The organism is Aquibium sp. ELW1220, assembly GCF_030398385.1.
Classification (GTDB): Bacteria; Pseudomonadota; Alphaproteobacteria; order Rhizobiales; family Rhizobiaceae; genus Aquibium.
This window is the reverse complement of record NZ_JAOAOQ010000003.1, coordinates 251,963-267,196: the sequence shown is the minus strand read 5'-3', so window position 1 is coordinate 267,196 and position 15,234 is coordinate 251,963. Positions and strand designations below refer to the sequence as shown.

Annotated in this window: 14 protein-coding genes; 6 read left to right on the top strand and 8 right to left on the bottom strand. The window is 64.4% G+C overall.

The genetic code is table 11. The annotated features are described in order from the left end of the window. Positions 1-1,048: 1,048 nt before the first annotated feature. The 3 genes from N1F91_RS04570 to N1F91_RS04560 form a co-directional block, all read right to left on the bottom strand. Positions 1,049-2,218, bottom strand: a complete 1,170-nt coding sequence (locus tag N1F91_RS04570; protein WP_289990550.1) for an ATP-binding protein — start codon at positions 2,216-2,218, stop codon at positions 1,049-1,051. 38 nt (positions 2,219-2,256) lie between these two features. Then, on the bottom strand, positions 2,257-6,084 hold the full coding sequence (locus N1F91_RS04565; RefSeq protein ID WP_289990549.1) for a vitamin B12-dependent ribonucleotide reductase: 3,828 nt from the start codon (positions 6,082-6,084) through the stop codon (positions 2,257-2,259). 619 nt (positions 6,085-6,703) lie between these two features. After that, positions 6,704-7,504, bottom strand: coding sequence for an enoyl-CoA hydratase-related protein (locus N1F91_RS04560; protein ID WP_289990548.1), 801 nt, complete (start codon positions 7,502-7,504; stop codon positions 6,704-6,706). 134 nt (positions 7,505-7,638) lie between these two features. On the opposite strand from N1F91_RS04560, the gene cysE reads away from it, so the two are divergent. Together cysE and N1F91_RS04550 are read left to right on the top strand one after the other, a co-directional pair. After that, on the top strand, positions 7,639-8,457 hold the full coding sequence (cysE, locus tag N1F91_RS04555) for a serine O-acetyltransferase (protein ID WP_289990547.1): 819 nt from the start codon (positions 7,639-7,641) through the stop codon (positions 8,455-8,457). 152 nt (positions 8,458-8,609) lie between these two features. Continuing rightward, positions 8,610-8,816 carry a DUF3126 family protein gene (locus N1F91_RS04550; RefSeq protein WP_289990546.1) on the top strand — a complete coding sequence of 69 codons (207 nt, stop codon included), beginning with the start codon at positions 8,610-8,612 and terminating at the stop codon, positions 8,814-8,816. A 21-nt stretch (positions 8,817-8,837) separates the two neighbouring features. On the opposite strand, the gene N1F91_RS04545 is transcribed toward N1F91_RS04550, so the two are convergent. After that, complete coding sequence (locus N1F91_RS04545; protein WP_289990545.1) at positions 8,838-9,572, bottom strand: hypothetical protein; 735 nt, start codon at positions 9,570-9,572, stop codon at positions 8,838-8,840. A gap of 113 nt (positions 9,573-9,685) precedes the next feature. Here N1F91_RS04545 and N1F91_RS04540 point away from each other — a divergent pair, with 113 nt between their 5' ends. Together N1F91_RS04540 and N1F91_RS04535 are read left to right on the top strand one after the other, a co-directional pair. Then, positions 9,686-10,015, top strand: coding sequence for a hypothetical protein (locus tag N1F91_RS04540; protein ID WP_289990544.1), 330 nt, complete (start codon positions 9,686-9,688; stop codon positions 10,013-10,015). 31 nt (positions 10,016-10,046) lie between these two features. Further along, positions 10,047-10,574: a gamma carbonic anhydrase family protein gene (locus N1F91_RS04535; RefSeq protein WP_289990543.1), complete on the top strand. Its 528-nt coding sequence runs from the start codon at positions 10,047-10,049 to the stop codon at positions 10,572-10,574. A gap of 133 nt (positions 10,575-10,707) precedes the next feature. Here the strand turns inward: N1F91_RS04535 and N1F91_RS04530 are convergent, their stop codons facing one another. From N1F91_RS04530 to N1F91_RS04520, 3 genes are all read right to left on the bottom strand, one after another. Then, entirely contained in the window at positions 10,708-11,271 is a 564-nt protein-coding gene (locus N1F91_RS04530) for a transglutaminase-like cysteine peptidase (protein WP_289990581.1), read from the bottom strand. A 317-nt stretch (positions 11,272-11,588) separates the two neighbouring features. Next, positions 11,589-12,206, bottom strand: coding sequence for a PilZ domain-containing protein (locus tag N1F91_RS04525; RefSeq protein WP_289990542.1), 618 nt, complete (start codon positions 12,204-12,206; stop codon positions 11,589-11,591). A gap of 194 nt (positions 12,207-12,400) precedes the next feature. Continuing rightward, entirely contained in the window at positions 12,401-13,024 is a 624-nt protein-coding gene (locus N1F91_RS04520) for a PAS domain-containing protein (RefSeq protein WP_289990541.1), read from the bottom strand. Between the two features lie 380 nt (positions 13,025-13,404). Between N1F91_RS04520 and N1F91_RS04515 the strand changes: the two genes are divergently transcribed. Both N1F91_RS04515 and N1F91_RS04510 read left to right on the top strand, forming a co-directional pair. After that, complete coding sequence (locus N1F91_RS04515) at positions 13,405-14,139, top strand: rhomboid family intramembrane serine protease (RefSeq protein ID WP_289990540.1); 735 nt, start codon at positions 13,405-13,407, stop codon at positions 14,137-14,139. Positions 14,140-14,235: 96 nt separating this feature from the next. Continuing rightward, positions 14,236-14,667 (top strand): CBS domain-containing protein, encoded by a 432-nt coding sequence (locus N1F91_RS04510; protein ID WP_289990539.1) that lies wholly within the window; start codon positions 14,236-14,238, stop codon positions 14,665-14,667. A gap of 200 nt (positions 14,668-14,867) precedes the next feature. Here N1F91_RS04510 and N1F91_RS04505 read toward each other — a convergent pair whose 3' ends face one another. Next, entirely contained in the window at positions 14,868-15,116 is a 249-nt protein-coding gene (locus tag N1F91_RS04505) for a DUF6455 family protein (protein WP_289990580.1), read from the bottom strand. Between the last annotated feature and the right edge of the window lie 118 nt (positions 15,117-15,234).

Sequence of the window (15,234 nt, the reverse complement as noted above, 5' to 3'; positions counted from 1 at the left end):
GGGGCGACGCGCCCGCGCGTCGCTGTTCCCGGATGGCACGCGCCGCCCTCCGCTTCGTCATCTTCGGGCGGAGCAGGCCGAAAGCCGTCGCGGAGACCCGGGGATCCATGCCTCGACGGGGGGCGGAGGACGGGACGATGGAGAAGGGGGCGCGGGCCGTCCTGCGCCGGATCGCCCGGCAGAGACGGCGAGGCATGGATCCCGGGTCTGCGCCTCCGCTTCGCTCCGGCTACGCCCGGGATGACGAAGGTGAGGGGGCGCGGGCACGGTGAAGGGAACGGCGATGGTGGGCCGCTCTACGTCTCGATATAGGCGGCGCGGCTCGCCGAGGGCGGGACGGGAAGGCCGTCTTCGCGCAGCCCGTCGATATGAAACCGGATCGCTCCGCGGATTTGTAGGAAATTTTTGATAGACAAACGATAGCGATGTTGTTGTCTTACAATGCGATAAGTTTCTGAAGAGCTGCAAAAGTTTTCGTCAGAGATGGTGCGCGCTCTTCTCGCACAGCTCTATCTATATCCCAAGAGGAAGCTACAAAGTCCAATATAATTGACACGTATCCTCGCCCGACCGAAATTCCAGATCGCGGTTCCGGAACCATCTCTCGCCTTATAACCGAACTTCTTGATGTTCGAGCAAGATCAACCAGGAGAATTTTCGGATTATCAAGTTTTTCAGGAGCGGGTGGGACTAATTTCTCACTAATTTTCATATAACTTGACAAGCTCTTCGGTTCGGCCAAGAGCCAGGCTTCAGCCTCCCGAACCGCGACACGAAAACACAGACGACTGTCCCCGTTTGGAAGAAGGCGCCGACGCAGGGCGGGGGCACATTCGGCATCTTGATCCAAGTCCCGCAAAACAATTGTCTTTGCACCGACAGATTTAGCAGCGGAATTGAAGCCTGGAATTCTTCGATCGATACTACTCTTCCCTCTGCCACTGCGATGTGTGGTGTAATCGATACCAGGCACCCCGCCTGAAAAAAGTATAAGTCGCCGCAGTATCGCGGCGTCTGTCGGACCTTCTCCTGCGTAATTGATGTTCAACTAAAGCTCACCAATGAACGAAAGCTGAGTAATATCTCTGGGCCTAGCCTTTGGCATGACCGCTTCAGCCAAAGTGAATCCTCCTCTTACCTGTTCAACAATCTCATTGTCATCAATGCCGGATTCTATGGTTGTTCCAATGTCCCCAACTTTCAGTATAAATACCTCGTTAAGTCCTATACCTTCAGAATCTACCATCGCATCTGAATGCGTTGTTACAATTATTTGACGGCTTTTGTGCCGCTGCGTTCGATGCATCATCGATGGCAACTGTCTTACCACATCGGCATGAAGAGAAAGCTCTGGTTCCTCTAGTAGAAGGGGGCCTTCATTCTCGGAAAGCGACCATAGAAAGCCGATCAATCTGAGTGTCCCATCAGAAAAAACTTCTTCAGTTTGATATGACGGATTCGGGCGCCAATGCTTGAATCCGGCTTTGAGATGTGGTCGTCCTTCGGAATCCTGATCCAACTTCAGATCAACGAACTGAGGTACAGCAATACTGAGCGCTTGTGCAATGCGCTTCAGGCGGGACTCGCGGGTGCGTTGGTTGGTTTCGGATATTCGCTTTAGCAGGTCGCCACCAAACGGATCTTCCTTGTCGTCCAGAGATCTTCGGGGATCACGAACTATCTGAGGTACCACGTGGAGATATCGAATGGATGCAAAAAATGTTACGAGATCTCGAAAGTCGATATTTGTAGATGCTTGTTGCAGTAGAGTTTGAGTGAATGGGAGAAAATCTACGTCATCTTTTCCGCGTTTTTGCAGTTTAATTGTCTCTCCACGGAGCTTAATATCTTCTTCGGCAATGGTTGCAAAAGGTTCACGGCCGACTTTCGTAAAGCGAATCCGATAGCTCCATAGCGCTGGTTCCTCATCGTTGCCAACGGATACGTCAATCTCGACATAGCTGTTCCGGCCACGTGCTTGCAGACAGCGTATGGCGGAAATTCCGTTTCGGGCTTCGACTGCTGATACAAACCCACCACCAACCGGCTTTACTAGGTCCCTTAGAAACCGGAACGCGTCGAGCAGATTCGACTTACCCGACGCATTCGGTCCAACGAAAAAAGCGCGGCCGCCTAGGCTTGCCTCAGCTTTGAGAAAGTTGCGCCAGTTTACAAGGCGAATATGCGTGAAGCGGAGATGGCTTGGTGGCTTCTTCATCGCCTCTTATAGCAGTTTCATCGCTTACCGGAATGGGCTCAGCTGCACCCGCTCGTCGCGCCACACGTGTCGCACTTCTCGCACGTCCCGTTGCGCACCATGGTGAAGTTCTGGCATTCCGAGCACATGTTGCCGGTGTAGCCCTGCATGACCGCGCGGGCGCGGCGTTCGGTGGCGAGCGCCTTGGCGTTGGCGGCTTCTTTCGCGGCCGCGTCGGTGAAGAGGCTGTCGCCGATCTCGGTTGCCGCATTGGCGGCTTCCTCGAAGGCGGCGGCTTCCTCCAGTTCGCGGGCGCGCTCCTCGTAGTCGCGGCGGAAGGCGGTGGCTTCCTCGCGCAGTTCCGAGGTGGCGGGCTTCAGCGCGGTCACGGTGGCCGCCGCGGTCGAGATCGCCCGCACGTTGGAGCCGAACGCCGTCGGCGCGGCGCGTGCCGGCTGGCCGCGGTCGGAGCTTGCCTGGCCCTTGGGGTCGCCGCCGCCCGCCACCACCTTGAGCGGCGAGGCGCCGCGCGTCAGGCCCTTGGAGAAGGGGCTCGACTTGCCTTCCGAAATGCCCTTGCCGAGCGCGGTGTTGGAGAAGTCCGACATGTCGACATGGGCGAGGTCGTGGCGCGCCAGATAGGAGACGGCGAGCTCGCGGAACACGTAGTCGAGGATCGACGTGGCGTTCTTGATGGCGTCGTTGCCGATGACCATGCCGGCCGGCTCGAACTTGGTGAAGGTGAAGGCCTCGACATATTCGTCGAGCGGCACGCCGTATTGCAGGCCGAGCGAGATGGCGATGGCGAAGTTGTTCATCATCGCGCGGAAGGCGGCGCCCTCCTTGTGCATGTCGATGAAGATCTCGCCCAACCGCCCGTCGTCGAACTCGCCGGTGCGCAGATAGACCTTGTGGCCGCCGACGACCGCCTTCTGGGTGTAGCCCTTGCGGCGGTTCGGCAGTTTTTCACGCTCGCGCACGACGCGCTCGACGATGCGCTCGACGATCTTTTCGGTGACGGTGACCGCACGCGCGGCGGCGGGGGCTGCCGCCAGTTCCTCCAGCGCGTCGTCCTCGTCGTCCTCGTCGGAAATCAGCGAGGAATTCAAAGGCTGCGACAGCTTGGAGCCGTCGCGGTAGAGCGCGTTGGCCTTCAGCGCGAGCTTCCAGGAGAGCAGATAGGCCGACTTGCAGTCCTCGACAGTCGCCTCGTTGGGCATGTTGATCGTCTTGGAGATGGCACCCGAGATGAAGGGCTGGGCGGCCGCCATCATGCGGATGTGGCTGTCGACCGAGAGATAGCGCTTGCCGATCTTGCCGCAGGGATTGGCGCAGTCGAAGACGGCCAAGTGCTCGGCCTTCAGGAAGGGCGCGCCCTCGAGCGTCATGGCGCCGCAGATGTGGACGTTGGCCGCCTCGATCTCCTTCTTCGAGAAGCCGAGCGCCGGCAGGATCTCGAACGACATGTCGTTGAGCTGCTCGTCGGTGAAGCCCATCGTCTGCTTCAGCCAGTCGGCGCCGAGCGTCCACTGGTTGAAGACGAACTTGATGTCGAAGGCGCTCTTCAGCGCGGCGTTGACGGCGGCGATCTTCTCGTCGGTGAAGCCCTTGGCCCTGAGAGAGCCGGGATTGACGCCCGGCGCCTGGTTCAGGTTGCCGTGGCCGACGGCATAGGCCTCGATCTCGGCGATCTGGCTCTCGGAATAGCCGAGCGTGCGCAGCGCCTCCGGCACGGCGCGGTTGATGATCTTGAAGTAGCCGCCGCCGGCGAGCTTCTTGAACTTCACCAGCGCGAAGTCGGGCTCGATGCCGGTGGTGTCGCAGTCCATCACGAGGCCGATCGTGCCGGTGGGCGCGATGACGGTGGCCTGCGCGTTGCGGAAGCCGTGCTCCTCGCCGAGCTCGATGGCACGGTCCCAGGCGGCGCGGGCGCGCTCGACCAGTTCCTTCTGCGGCACGTGGTCGGCGACGAGCGGCACCGGGCTGACCGCCAGATGCTCGTAACCGTCACGCTCGCCATAGGCGGCGCGGCGGTGGTTGCGCATCACGCGCAGCATGTTGGTGGCGTTGCGGTCATAGTCGCGGAAGGCGCCGAGCTGGCCGGCCATCTCGGCCGAGGTGGCGTAGGCGACGCCCGTCATCAGCGCGGTCAGCGCCGCGCAGATGCCGCGGCCCTCGTCGGAATCATAGGGGATGCCGGAGGTCATCAAGAGGCCGCCGATATTGGCATAGCCGAGGCCGAGCGTGCGGTACTCGTAGGAGAGACGTGCGATCTCCTTGGACGGGAACTGCGCCATCATGACCGAGATCTCGAGCACGACGGTCCACAGCCGCACGGTGTGCTCGTAGGCCGCCACGTCGATGCTGCCGTCCCGGTTGCGATAGGTCAGCAGGTTGATCGAGGCGAGGTTGCAGGCCGTGTCGTCGAGGAACATGTATTCCGAGCACGGGTTCGACGCCCGGATCGGGCCGGCGGCCGCGCAGGTGTGCCAATCGTTCATCGTGGTGTTGAAGTGCAGGCCGGGATCCGCCGACGCCCAGGCGGCGTAGCCGATCTTTTCCCAGAGATCCCGGGCCTTCAGCGTCTTCATCACCCGGCCGTCCTTGCGGGCGGTCAGGTTCCAGGTGCCGTCGGTCTCGACCGCGCGCAGGAAGTCGTCCTTGAGCGAGACGGAATTGTTGGAGTTCTGGCCCGAGACCGTCAGATAGGCCTCCGAATCCCAGTCGGTGTCATAAGTCTTGAACTCGATGGCGGTGTAGCCCTGGCGGGCGAACTGGATGACGCGCTGGATGTAGTTCTCCGGCACGGAGTCCTTCTTGGCCGCCTTGATCTCGCGCTTCAGCGCCGGGTTCTTCGCCGGGTCGAAGCAGTCGTCCCGCGTTTCCTCCGAGCCGGCTTCGCAGTTCACGCAGGCCTTCATGATGGCGGCCATGTGCTGCTTGACGATCTTGGAGCCGGTGACGAGCGAGGCGACCTTCTGCTCCTCCTTCACCTTCCAGTCGATGTACTCCTCGATGTCGGGATGGTCGATGTCGACGACCACCATCTTGGCCGCCCGCCGCGTCGTGCCGCCCGACTTGATGGCGCCCGCCGCGCGGTCGCCGATCTTGAGGAAGGACATCAGGCCCGACGACTTGCCGCCGCCCGACAGCTTCTCGCCCTCGCCGCGCAGGAAGGAGAAGTTGGAACCGGTGCCGGAGCCGTATTTGAACAGGCGCGCCTCGCGCACCCACAGGTCCATGATGCCGCCCTCGTTGACGAGGTCGTCCTGGACGCCCTGGATGAAGCAGGCATGCGGCTGCGGATGCTCGTAGGCCGACTTCGACTTGGTCATCTTGCCGGTGAAGGGATCGACGTAATAGTGGCCCTGGCCGGGACCGTCGATGCCGTAGGCCCAGTGCAGGCCGGTGTTGAACCACTGCGGCGAGTTGGGCGCGACGCGCTGGGTGGCCAGCATGTAGGCGAGTTCGTCACGGAAGGCGCGGGCGTCGTCCTCGCCGTCGAAATAGCCGCCCTTCCAGCCCCAGTAGGCCCAGGTGCCGGCGAGCCGGTCGAAGACCTGGCGCGCGTCGGTCTCGGAGCCGTAGCGCTCGCCCTCAGGCAGCGCCGCAAGCGCCGCCTCGTCGGGCACCGAGCGCCACAGGAAGGACGGGACGTCGTTCTCCTCGATCTTCTTCAGACGCGCGGGCACGCCGGCCTTGCGGAAATACTTCTGCGCCAGCACGTCGGTGGCGACCTGGGAAAACTGCGCCGGCACGTCGATGTCGGCCAGACGGAACACCACCGAACCGTCGGGATTCCTGATCTCGCTCAGGGCCTTGCGGAATTCGATCTCCGCATAGGGGCTGGCGTTCTCGCTCTTGGTGAACCGACGTTCGATCCGCATGGTCTGTCCCTTTGACATCTATATATAGCGTCTTTGCGGCGGGGGGCACATACCCCCGCGAAAGCCGCATGGTCCGCCGCTCCGGCAATCCGCGAAGATCGCCGGTTCTCCTTCCGCACGCTGTCGCCTGAACACCGTCTTCGACGCCTCCAACGGGCGCCGTCCAGCTTCGGACGAACCCTCGCGGGTTCCGATTCCACTCGTCGATACGACTCGGTGGGTGTGAATGCCGTCATCCGTATCTAGTGTCAGGGTAGGGCGCAAACACTAAATATAGTGTTAACAGAAGATTTAACCAACCCCTCGACTTGTCTGCACGTCTCCTCGCAAGCCCGAACGCGAACACGGGCCAACGGCCCTCGCAAACCGTCGGCACACCCCAGAAACGCAGGAAAATCCGGAAATGAAGACCGGTCTCTAAACGCGCCGGCCGCACCCTCAACACGGGTACGACCCCATAAAATGCGACTCGTACCGGAGCGTCAAGGCCTCGTTTCATGACGGAGCGATGACGCTAGATATTGTGTGCAAGCATGTGGATAGCGGGGACGGATCGGCGGCGAGCGACGGCTCGACGTGCCGCGCCGCGGCTGGCTGCGGCGCAGCGCGTCAAGCGGCTTCAGAGCCCGCGGAAGCGCGGCGCGCGGCGCGCGGCGAAGGCTGCGCGGCCCTCGGCGTAGTCGGCGCTGTCGAAGGTCGCGTCGCCCAGTTCGCGTGCGCGGGCCGCATCCGCGGGCCTGCGGCTCTCGACGGCGGCGATCGAGGCCTTCGAGGCGCGGACCGAGAGCGGTGCGTTGCAGGCGATGGCGGCGGCGATCTCGGCTGCGCGGGCGTCGAGGGCAGGGCGGTCGGCGACCGTCTCGAGCAGGATGCCCGCGTCCCTGGCCTGATCGGCCGTCAGGCGCGCGGCCGTGAAGGCCAGATGCTTGGCGAGCTGCGGTCCGCAGGCGCGGACGATGTCCTGCATGGCGTCCTGCGGATAGGCGAGCCCGAGGCGGGCGGCGGGCACGGAGAAGCGGGCATCGCGCGTGGCCAGGCGCAGGTCGCAGGCCGCCGCGATGCCGAAGCCGCCGCCGAAGCAGATGCCCGCGATGGCCGCGATCGTCGGCACGGCCGATTCGCGAATCGCCCGGAAGGCAGCCGAGTTCGCCGCCTCGTAGCCGCGGGCGGTCGCGGCAGCGCCGCGCAGGTCGCCGAATTCGCCGATGTCGGCGCCGGCGCAGAAGTCGGCCCCGGCGCCGGTCAGCACGATGACGCGGGTGGACGGATCGGCTGCCTCGCGCGGAAAGACTGCTGCCAGGGTCTGCCACATCGACAGGGTAAGGGCGTTCTTCTTGTCGGCGCGGTCGATGGTGACGCTCACGATGCCGTCATCGGACCGGGAGACGCGGATGCGCGGATCGGTTTCGGCTTGATTCACGCCCGTTTCAATCCAATTGAAGAGTGTGTTGAGGAATTCGCAGTTCTATGGGAAGCGGTTCTGGCCTATGTTGCGCGACCCGGCAAGGGCGCGAAACCAGGGAGCGCCCAAGGGGGCGTGAAGGGAGCGACAGCATGAGCACACGCAGCAACGCGCGATCGAGCGACATCCGCCCGATCGATCCGATCTGGGATTCGGTCCGCCGCGAGGCCGAGGAGGCCGTCGCGCGCGACCCGCTGATGGCGGCCTTCCTCTATTCGACGATCCTGAACCAGGAGACGCTGGAAGAGGCGGTGATCCACCGCATCGCCGAGCGGCTCGACCATGGCGACATCTCCGCAAGCCTGATCGGCCAGACCTTCCGGACCATGCTCAAGGCCGATCCGTCCTGGAGCACGACCATGCGCGTCGACATCCAGGCCTATTACGACCGCGATCCGGCCTGCGACCGCTTCATCATGCCGGTGCTCTACTTCAAGGGCTTCCACGCGATCCAGACGCACCGGCTGGCGCACTGGTTGTGGAAAGAGGGCCGCCAGGACTTCGCGCTCTATCTGCAGAGCCGCTCCTCGGCCGTGTTCCAGACCGACATCAACCCCGCCTCGCGCATCGGCAAGGGCATCTTCCTCGATCACGCGACCGGTCTCGTCGTCGGCGCCACCGCCGTCATCGGCGACAATGTCTCGATCCTGCAGGGCGTGACGCTCGGCGGCACCGGCAAGGAGACCGGCGACCGCCATCCCAAGATCCGCGACGGTGTGCTGATCGGCGCGGGCGCCAAGATCCTCGGCAACATCGAGATCGGCCATTGCAGCAAGATCGCGTCCGGCTCGGTGGTGCTTTCCGCCGTGCCGCACAACAAGACGGTGGCGGGCGTTCCGGCCCGGATCGTCGGCGAGGCCGGCTGCGCCGAGCCCTCGCGCGCCATGGACCAGCTGATCGGCAGCGATTGACGCACGCCCGCCGCGCCCGGCGATCGGAAGCCGGCGTGGCTGTCTGCGGGGTTTACAGGTCGGCGGCGGGCATGCCAGAAGCCTGCGAACGCGGGCACGCATGACGCGTGCCCAGGCAGGCGCATCACGCACACCGACCGGGAGAAGTCGATTTGAAAGCCGAAGAAATCAGGAAGCTGGACGCCTACTTCAAGCGCGTCTTCCAGAACGCCTCGCTTTCCGTGAAGGCACGTCCGCGCAAGGACGATTCGTGCGAGCTCTACGTCGGTGACGAGTTCCTCGGCATCATCTTCAAGGACGACGAGGACGGCGAACTGTCCTACAATTTCTCGATGGCGATCCTCGACGTCGATCTCTGACGCCCGCCGCCGCGCCGGGGCTCAGCCCCCGCGCGGCGTCTTCAGCGCCTTGCGCGCATAGGCGAGCATGGCATCGTCCAGCTGCTTCCATTCCCCCAGAAGACGTGACGGAAAGCGGTAGACCAGCACGAGCCGGTCGCCGACGACGAGATCGCGCTCGCAGTCGGCCAGCGATTCGGCTGCGACCGCGCCCGTCAGGCAGCGCGCCACGAAGCGGCTGCCCGCGCGTTGGGGACCGACCGCCAGGCTTTCGTCCAGATATCCCGACTGCGGCTTGAAGCCGTGCAGCGTCACGCCGGCCGGGCCCGGCGTTCCCGCCGGCTCGATCAGCGATGCATAGATCGGATCGAAGCGTCCGCTCATGTCGCGCGACATGATCTGCTGCTCGAAGGAGACGAACAGGATGTTGCGCGATCCGTCGGCGTGGTTGAAGTCGTCGCGCGCAGCCGCGCTATAGCCCTGCAGGTCCGGCCATCGCAGATAGAGACGCAGCGAGGAGGCGACGCCGTCGCGACGGTCGTCCTCGAACCGTATGGCGTTGGCGGGAACGACGACGACGTTGTTGCCGATGACGATCTCGCGCGGCGTGGCGTCCTCGGTATGGCCGGCGAGCGCGATGGAGCGGCCGACCCACTTGCCGCCGACGCTGATCAGCGCCGAGACCAGCGCCAGCAGGGCGAAGGCGACGAAGACCTTCACCATCAGCCGGTCGTCGATCCGCCGCGTCGCCGCGCCCTGTCCCGCCGATGCCTGCATTGTCCCGTCCAAGCTCCTACCGCTGCCACCGTCCCGTCATGGCACGGGATAACCGGCACGCATTTTGCGGCAACCGGTGACGACCTTCGTCTGCCATGGTAAACGGGCGGTAAATGATGACCGGTGTTTGGATCGTATCCTTCGTATTCGTGAGCGGGCTCGTCGCCGGCGGCATGCTCGGCGTGCTGCTGGAGATGTGGAGCGGGCGGCGGCTCGCCTTCGCCGAACCCTTCGTGACGATGCGCCGGCCGCTGCGCTCGGTGGTGCTGGCCGCCTTCGCCGGTCCCTTCATGCTGTTCAACGAGGCTCTCGAGGCTTTCCGGGCGCGCCGCGTCGGCTGGACCACGGTCGGAAGCAGCGCCGCGCTGGCGATGACCTGGGCATTCCTGACGGGCATCGTCGTCGTCGACGTCGCATTCTTCCTCGGCGGCCTGATTTCCTGATCCGACGAAGAGGCGAGGAGACCCACAGACCATGCCCATCTATGCGCTCGACGGCGTGAAGCCGCAGTTCGAGGATGCCGCGACGAACTGGATCGCGCCGGACGCGACCCTGATCGGCCGGCTGCGGATCGGCCGCGACGTCGGCATCTGGTTCGGGGCGGTGCTGCGCGGCGACAACGAGCCGATCGAGATCGGCGCGGGATCGAACGTGCAGGAGCACACGGTCATGCACACCGACATCGGCTTTCCGCTGACGATCGGCAAGGGCTGCACGATCGGCCACCGCGCGATGCTGCACGGCTGCACCATCGGCGACAACAGCCTGATCGGCATGGGGGCGATCGTGCTGAACGGCGCCCGCATCGGCGAGAACTCGCTGGTGGGTGCCGGCGCGCTGGTCACCGAGGGCAAGGAATTTCCGCCGAACTCGCTGATCGTCGGCTCGCCGGCCAAGGCCATCCGCCAGCTCGACGACAAGGCGATCGAACTCCTGCGCTGGTCGGCGAACCACTATGTCGAGAACGGTCGCCGCTTCGCGAAGGGCCTGACGCCCGCCTGACCCCCGCTCGTCCCGGATCGGGCCGGGCTCTCCTGAAAAAAAGGAGGAGCCGGCCCGGGGACAGGGGCCGGCTCCATGTGCCCGGTCGTTGGGGACGGGGGGTGGGGACTCGACCGGGAACCTCTACAAAACTCTATCTGACGCTGCCGACGGCGACGTTGCGGTCGTCGCCGATCGAGATCCAGACGCTCGCGTCGCGGTCAGACTGCCGCTTCAGGTAGCGGTAGTCCGTGTCCGTCCAGGCGAGAACCCGGGTCTCGAGATTGTCCAGGATGAAATCGCCGAGGCTCGTCTCCACGGTGAGGACGGCATGGCCGTCTCCGTTCGGCTGACGAACCACGGTGATCAGCAGGTTGCCGGCGGGTATGCCGATCTCCTTGAGGCGGCGGCGCTTCTCGAGCACATAGTCCTCGCAGTCGCCGACATCCGTCGGATAGGACCAGTACTCCTCGCGACCCCACATCTCGTAATCGGTGCGCGGCGCGACCGACGCATTCACGTCATGGTTGATCGCGACGATCCTGTCCCAGAGCTTGCGCGTCAGGTCGACGGGACGGCTCGTCCGGGCGCGGTCGGCGCAGTCCGACGGCATGCGCTTGCAGAACTCGTAATGGCCGACCGGCTGCGTCGTGCGGCCTCCCGTCGGCATCGACGTGCCGGACGCGAATCCGGTCGTCGGCACGATGGCGAGCAACATGCCCGCCGACATCAACGCGACCACCCTGTCCCGAAACCCCATCGCTGTGTCTCCCCGTTTGAAGGCACAATGACAGGGACGGATTTATTCCAGGCAAAGTTGTCGCTGGAGATTTAAGTAAAACGCGTATGCGATGTAATATAAACAAGACTAAAAAGAGACGTGAATTTTGCTAAATTTCTAGTCGAAATCGCGGTTTCGAACGCCGTGCGCGCGGGCGCCTCCGCGCCGGACGGCCGCGGAACGCGACGGCAGCCGCAGGGGCGCGGACCTTCGCAGGAAGGGAGCGGTGATGAAAGCGGGCCGCGGGCGGCCGGCTACCGGTCGTCGTCGGAGAACTCGGCCTCGAGCGCATCGACGCGCTGGACGGCAGCGAACTCGACCGCGACGCCATCCTCGAAATGCCGGACGACGCGACCGCGCATGGTGCCGAGCGTGACCGGCGTTCCAAGCGCGGGGCGGACGTCGATCTCCACGGCGGCGCCGGAGAGCGAGAGGTCGACGATGCGGCACTGGTACTGTCGCCCGTCTGCGAGTTGCAGCACGCTGATCGGATTGCGCGGCGAAACGCGGTCGTGGCGGCGGTCCTCGGGAAGGTCGAGCTCGTGCTTGTTGGCGAGCCAGGTGAGCTGCGCGGCGAGCTTGTCCTTCTTGCGTTCCGACGCGACGATGGTCATTGCGAAGCCGTCGCTGGAAATGCGCGTCACGACGCCTTCGATGCGGCCGATGTGATCGATGTAGGCGATGACCTTCTCGCCGAGTTCGCCGACGCGGTCGGCGCGCAGAAGTGCATTGCCCGGAGACATGTCGATGACCTGACAGGGATGCTCGGTGCGATCCTCCAGCATGAAGCGGCCATATACCTTGACCCGCACGCGCTGGAAGTAACGCCTCTCGGCCCTGGACGGCATGGCATCTGTGGCCGCTGACGTCATCGCTGTCCCTGTTCTACCCATGATCCGATCAAGATGGCCTCGAAGGGCTTTCATCAATATGACCGGGATGGGTTAACAGTCGGTAATCCGGGGTTGTGCCGGCCGCTTTTTCGACACGATCATTTAAGCAGTCTCTAAGGTTTCGGCTCGGCAGGCGGGGTTGCAACCCGCGAAGCTGACGCAAAGGCATGCAATCAGCGGTTTCGGCCCCCTTCGATCACCACGAGATGGCGGAAGCGGCGCGCCGGCGTTCCCGCCAGCGTTGCCTGGCCGGGGGCGAGCGGCGGGGCATCGACCTGCATCATGCCCTCGCCCTGAAGTGGTTCGCGGTCCGGATCGATGGTCCGGATGCCGTCGACCCGGCACTGGACGATGGGCTCGGCTCCGAGCCAGTAGGGTTTTTCCGCCGGGCACAGCGAACCCATCGCCCGCGGGTTTTCGGCGCCGCCCTCGAGCGGGAGGAGCAGCAGTTCGAAGTCGAGCGACCGGCCGCTTTCGGTCGTGCCGAGGAGGGTGGTCACCGTCACCGACTTCTCGAGCAGCGTCCCGAGCGCCAGCCGCGCTGCCTTCGGCTGATCGGCGTGGGTCCACAGCGACGTGAAGGCGAAGCCCTTGAGCTCGCGTCCGAAAGTGGCACAGAGCCGCGTCCCGGCCAGCCGGAAGACCGCATCGCCGCGCAGGTCGCGTTCCAGGATGAACGTGTCGGCCAGCATCGACTTGATGTCGGCCGGTTCTATCTCGGTGCGCCTGGGCGCCGGGCGACCGTCGCGCAGCTTGTTCCAATACTGGAACAGCCCCGCAGTTCCCCTTTGTCTCATCTGTCCCCACTCATGCATTTTCACGTGGACCTGTTTCAACCACGCACAACGGGGTGACATCCGCCATGCTTCATGGAGGAGGGAGCAGGTTGCATGCCAGCGCAATTAACCATTATGCACGACGCGTCGCCGTTAAGGTTAACGAAAGGTTGAGATTGCGTTGCCGGCGCCGGCATGGGAGTGAGGGGCACTCAGGAAGCCATTGGCTTCACAGCGAATTCAGGTTCGAGAGCGATCTCCGTCCATCGAGTGGGGACTCGACCGGCCGTTCGGGACCATGTCCCGGACGGCCATTTTTTTAACCTTTCGCCCACGCGGACGGTTTCGGCGCCGGCCCTGCGCAGCCATATAGGGCACCCGACAGTCCGGAGTCCTCGACCTTGTCAGCAGATCCCTTGCGCGACACCGATCGCGAATCGCGCGGCGGCCCGTTTCCGCCGCCGCCGCGGCGCGAGCCCGCCTTCAACATCCCGGCTGTCGTGCTCGTCTTCATCGCGCTCTGCGTCGGCATCCACCTCGTGCGCGGCTACCTGCTGACGCCCGCCATGGACTTCGAGGTGATTCTGGCAGGGGCGTTCATTCCTCTCCGCTATTCCGGGGAATACCTGCTCGACCTGCCGGCCTTCACCAGCCCGCTCACATATTCGCTGCTGCATGGCGGCCTGGCGCACCTGGCGGTGAACATGATCTGGCTCGCCGCCTTCGGCTCTCCGCTGGCGACACGGATAGGCCCGGTCCGCTTCGTGCTGTTCTGGTGCGCCACGACGCTTGCCGCCGTCGCGCTCCACTATGTGCTGCACATGGACAGCAACGTCCCGCTGGTGGGTGCCTCGGGCGCGATCTCGGGGATGATGGGTGCTGCCGCCCGCTTCGGCTTCCGCAGCAGCCGCGGGGCCGGCCGCGCGGCCTTCGAAGGCCGGATGCTGACGATCCCCGAAGCGCTGTCCTCGCGAACCGTGGTGACATTCCTCGCGGTCTGGTTCGTCATCAACCTCGCGACCGGGCTGGCGAGCGGCATTCCGGGCGTCGACGGCGCGATCGCCTGGGAAGCGCATGTCGGCGGCTTCCTGGCCGGGTTCCTGGCGGTGCGCCTGTTCGACCGGCGCCGCGCCTGACCGGGAGCCTTGCAAAGGCGGAAAACTCCGCGCACCATGGCCTGACGGCGGCGAAGGTCGCCGGACGGGGCGGAGGTCGCGTTTGAGGAGGACGCCATGCTGGTCAAGAACATACTTGCGGACAAGGGCTCCGACGTCGAGACGATGATGCCGGACAGGACGCTCGCGGACGCCGTGCAGGTGCTCGCCAGACGCCGGATCGGCGCCATCGTGGTGACGAAGGACGAGGGCCGCATTGCCGGCATCCTGTCGGAGCGCGACATCGTCCGCATCCTGGCAGGCGAGGGGCCGGGTGCGCTGGACAAGCCGATCTCGGCGGCGATGACCGCGAAGGTTCAGGTCTGCCACGAGAACAACTCCATCAACGACGTGATGGAGATCATGACCGCCGGCCGCTTCCGGCACCTGCCCGTCGAGCGCGACGGCATCCTCGTCGGCATCATCTCGATCGGCGACGTGGTGAAGCGGCGCATTGAGCAGGTCGAGCACGAGGCGCAGGAGATCCGCAACTACATCGCGACCGCGTGAAAAAAAGCGGCCGGCCGCCAGGGAGGGAGGGAGGCGGGCCGGCCTAGCTACAGGGGCACTGTAGTCTCGTGAGCGGTGGGACCGGTCGCCCGGCACCGCTGAATCGTGTCGCGATCCTCATGGGCATTCCGCCCGATGGGTTTCGCCGTCCCTCGACGTGTCTCCGACCTGAAGCCGGCGCCCGTTTCCGGGGGACGCCCCTAGCTTTCGGCCGCGAATTCGAACAGGTCCTTGTTGCGGCAGTAGTCCGGGGCGTGCTGCGGCGCCTCGTTCTCCTCCAGCCAGGTCGTGCATTCGCCGGCATGGCCGCAGGACAGGCAGCGCAGGGCGGCACTGCGCATCACGGATGGCGCCGCCGGCATGTCGGCAATGGCCTCGCGGACGTCGAGCTTGCGCATCATGCTCTCCATCAGGTCGGCCTTGGCGGCCATCCGTTCGACGAAACCCATATAGCCCACGACGATTCTCCCGCTTCGGTCTGCCAAGCCAGGATCGCCGCGCGGCAGGAAGGGCGCCTTGATCTGGATCAAGCCATCGGAAAGCCTTGCCTCCGCATGGTGTTTGTTC

What these genes read in the sequence shown, in the direction of transcription:
- N1F91_RS04570 (WP_289990550.1), bottom strand. Translation starts at nt 2,218, where the DNA reads ATGAAGAAGCCACCAAGCCATCTCCGCTTCACGCATATTCGCCTTGTA.
- N1F91_RS04565 (WP_289990549.1), bottom strand. Translation starts at nt 6,084, where the DNA reads ATGCGGATCGAACGTCGGTTCACCAAGAGCGAGAACGCCAGCCCCTAT.
- cysE (WP_289990547.1), top strand. Translation starts at nt 7,639, where the DNA reads ATGAGCACACGCAGCAACGCGCGATCGAGCGACATCCGCCCGATCGAT.
- N1F91_RS04545 (WP_289990545.1), bottom strand. Translation starts at nt 9,572, where the DNA reads ATGCAGGCATCGGCGGGACAGGGCGCGGCGACGCGGCGGATCGACGAC.
- N1F91_RS04540 (WP_289990544.1), top strand. Translation starts at nt 9,686, where the DNA reads ATGATGACCGGTGTTTGGATCGTATCCTTCGTATTCGTGAGCGGGCTC.
- N1F91_RS04535 (WP_289990543.1), top strand. Translation starts at nt 10,047, where the DNA reads ATGCCCATCTATGCGCTCGACGGCGTGAAGCCGCAGTTCGAGGATGCC.
- N1F91_RS04530 (WP_289990581.1), bottom strand. Translation starts at nt 11,271, where the DNA reads ATGTTGCTCGCCATCGTGCCGACGACCGGATTCGCGTCCGGCACGTCG.
- N1F91_RS04525 (WP_289990542.1), bottom strand. Translation starts at nt 12,206, where the DNA reads ATGACGTCAGCGGCCACAGATGCCATGCCGTCCAGGGCCGAGAGGCGT.
- N1F91_RS04520 (WP_289990541.1), bottom strand. Translation starts at nt 13,024, where the DNA reads ATGAGACAAAGGGGAACTGCGGGGCTGTTCCAGTATTGGAACAAGCTG.
- N1F91_RS04510 (WP_289990539.1), top strand. Translation starts at nt 14,236, where the DNA reads ATGCTGGTCAAGAACATACTTGCGGACAAGGGCTCCGACGTCGAGACG.
- N1F91_RS04505 (WP_289990580.1), bottom strand. Translation starts at nt 15,116, where the DNA reads ATGGGTTTCGTCGAACGGATGGCCGCCAAGGCCGACCTGATGGAGAGC.